The sequence below is a fragment of the Candidatus Phytoplasma fabacearum genome (assembly GCF_030586805.1).
Taxonomy (GTDB): Bacteria; Bacillota_I; Bacilli_A; order Acholeplasmatales; family Acholeplasmataceae; genus Phytoplasma; species Phytoplasma fabacearum.
Map to the genome: position 1 here is coordinate 1 of NZ_JAOSIM010000038.1, position 2,541 is coordinate 2,541.

At 26.2% G+C, this 2,541-nt stretch carries 3 protein-coding genes; all 3 read right to left on the reverse strand.

What is annotated here, in order from left to right:
- Nucleotides 1-110 precede the first annotated feature (110 nt).
- Nucleotides 111-542 carry a hypothetical protein gene (locus OC705_RS02410; RefSeq protein ID WP_304512703.1) on the reverse strand — a complete coding sequence of 144 codons (432 nt, stop codon included), beginning with the start codon at nt 540-542 and terminating at the stop codon, nt 111-113.
- A gap of 281 nt (nt 543-823) precedes the next feature.
- Entirely contained in the window at nt 824-1,330 is a 507-nt protein-coding gene (locus OC705_RS02415) for a hypothetical protein (RefSeq protein WP_304512704.1), read from the reverse strand.
- Between the two features lie 632 nt (nt 1,331-1,962).
- Nucleotides 1,963-2,292, reverse strand: a complete 330-nt coding sequence (locus OC705_RS02420) for an effector protein (protein WP_304513986.1) — start codon at nt 2,290-2,292, stop codon at nt 1,963-1,965.
- Nucleotides 2,293-2,541 lie beyond the last annotated feature (249 nt).

Consider the following 2,541-nt stretch of genomic DNA (forward strand, 5'->3'; position numbering starts at 1 on the left):
CTTGACTAACTACTTCGTCGCAACCCGCTTTTAAGAACTGCTGTAATTCTTGAGAGTTTCCATTCAAGAACCGTTCTTAGCCTTACAGTGTTTATCGCACTGGTCATTGGTTAAATGACACGATATTCAGGCCTCTTTGGCGCCCTATCTAAATCATTAATATTTTTTTCTCTTTTTATTTTAGTTTCTAAAACAAAATTCCATTTATTTTTAATTTTTTCAATTATTTTTTGTTCTTCGTTGGTTATTTTATTTATAATAGATAATTTATCATAATAGTTATTGGAGAAAATATACATTTGTATTATTTCAAAATCTTTTGGATTGATTTTAAATTTACAAAAATCTGATGAAATAATATCTTTTTCTTTTGTATTATTTGATTTTTCAATAGAATCGTTTTTTAAAATTTGATATAAATGATAATTATTACTTACATTATTTTTTCTAATTAAAAAAATTTTTATTAAAAAAATAATAATAATAAAAAATAAAAAAAATAAATTATAAAATGAAATATTTTTGTTAAACTTTAATTTCATTTATTTTTGTTTCCGTTTCAAAATAAAGTAAAAAATAATTAAAATAAAAATAATTTTTTTCTTATATGTTATAGTAATGATTTAAAAAAATAAATCAATATATTTATAGGTAAATTGCAAAAATAGTATTTTTTATTTTTATATTTCAGTTGTATATTGAAAAATCCCCTATCTAAACCGGACAATCAAGTTACCTCGCATCCAGATTATCATAATTTATTATTTTTATCTCAAATAAATTTTTTTATCAATATTATAGTTGTTGTTTAGAAATAATTAATTTAAATCAACATAGATTGATTTATAAAATGTCGTTTAAGTTCTAATAATTGATCTATTTTTTGATTATTATCAATACCTTCTGTTATTAATTCTTGAATTATTTTTTTTTGTTGTTCTAAATTTAAAATTAAACGCGCTAATACAAGACATCTTTGTCTTAAAATTTGTTTAGTATTTGTATTGCTGTGGCTAACTTCTAATATAAACACTTGTTGTCTACGTAAAGATAAGCTAATGATATCATTATTTATCATTTGTAAATGATATGAAAAATTATTATTATTATTATTGTTGTTATACGCTATAATATAGTTATTTTGTTTTATAATAATAATAAAAATCGATAAAATTAAAGATAAAATATAACATTTTATCTTTAATTTATTAATTAATAAGGATAGATTATTTGCGTTTCGATAACTTGATTTATTTTTTTTATGGTCTATATCGCAATTATCTCTCTCTAAAAATTTGACAAGTAATTTGCCCAACATTCGGTTTGACATAATTTACCTTCTTTCAAAAACTAACTTCATTTAATAACTCATTATTTTTTCATTGAATAAACAATAAATTACTGACTTCTTTCGCCCTATCAAGGTCGTTAACCTTGTTCCAGGGAGGACGATTCTCTTTATCATTCCAGATCAAGTTTTACTCCTCCGACTACTAAGAAGTCGCTTTATCCTTGGGCCTAATGACTTTAAGCTCATTATTAGTTAATTTAATAACTGACCTTTAGGATTCTCCAAGTTACGCTAAATATCTACCTTGATTCCTTAGGGGAAGTAACCATTTTGTTAATGGTGAGATTCCAGGTTTGTTAATTGATAAACTATTCAATACTTATCTATTGTATTAATAGCCTCAGGACTGCTCGTTTATAGTAGTTTACGAGACAGGTTTAATATTACATCTACTTATCTTCTTAGGCCATTACAGGCTTATCCTTAGAACCATTTGGTGGCGGTATCTTCTTAACTAACTACTTCGTTGCAACCCGCTTTTAAGAACTGCTGTAATTCTTGAGAGTTTCCATTCAAGAACCGTTCTTAGCCTTACAGTGTTTATCGCACTGGTCATTGGTTAAATGACACGATATTTAGACCTCTTTGGATCCTAATAATAGAAAAAATTATCATTTTTCTTTGTATTTCCAAAGAATATACATATTAGGGGATTTGTTAGCCATATATTTTAAATCTTCTAAAGTATACTTATCATCTTCATCCTCTCTAGTATTTTGATCAAAAAAAACACCTAATAAATTTTTAGGCGGATTTTTAATTTTCCAAACCATACCAAATTCTTCCAAATCAGCATTATAACAAGGAGATTTGCAACTAAAATCAAAGTATTTTTGAAATAGAGGATGTTGCCTCAAAATCTTCGCATTACTAACAGTTACATTAACGATTCTAGTTTCTTTGACAAATTCCTCTTTCGTTATTGTTGTAACTACAGCCATAATATTGATACGAATAGATTAATTGCGTTTTATTCAGCGGTTTATCTTTGCTGTTTTATTTACAATCAGCCCCCGTCCAAACCGGACAAGCAAGTTTCCCAGCATCCGGCTTTCCATAATTTACTCTCTTTCGAGAACTAATTTCTCCTCACGGTTAATTAGCTATTTGTTCTTATCGTTCTTGTTTCTAATATCCTGTATTTGCTGATTGGTTATCTTACGATGACAATCTTTACACAATACCTTTGT

What these genes read in the sequence shown, in the direction of transcription:
- OC705_RS02410 (WP_304512703.1), bottom strand. Translation starts at nt 542, where the DNA reads ATGAAATTAAAGTTTAACAAAAATATTTCATTTTATAATTTATTTTTT.
- OC705_RS02415 (WP_304512704.1), bottom strand. Translation starts at nt 1,330, where the DNA reads ATGTCAAACCGAATGTTGGGCAAATTACTTGTCAAATTTTTAGAGAGA.
- OC705_RS02420 (WP_304513986.1), bottom strand. Translation starts at nt 2,292, where the DNA reads ATGGCTGTAGTTACAACAATAACGAAAGAGGAATTTGTCAAAGAAACT.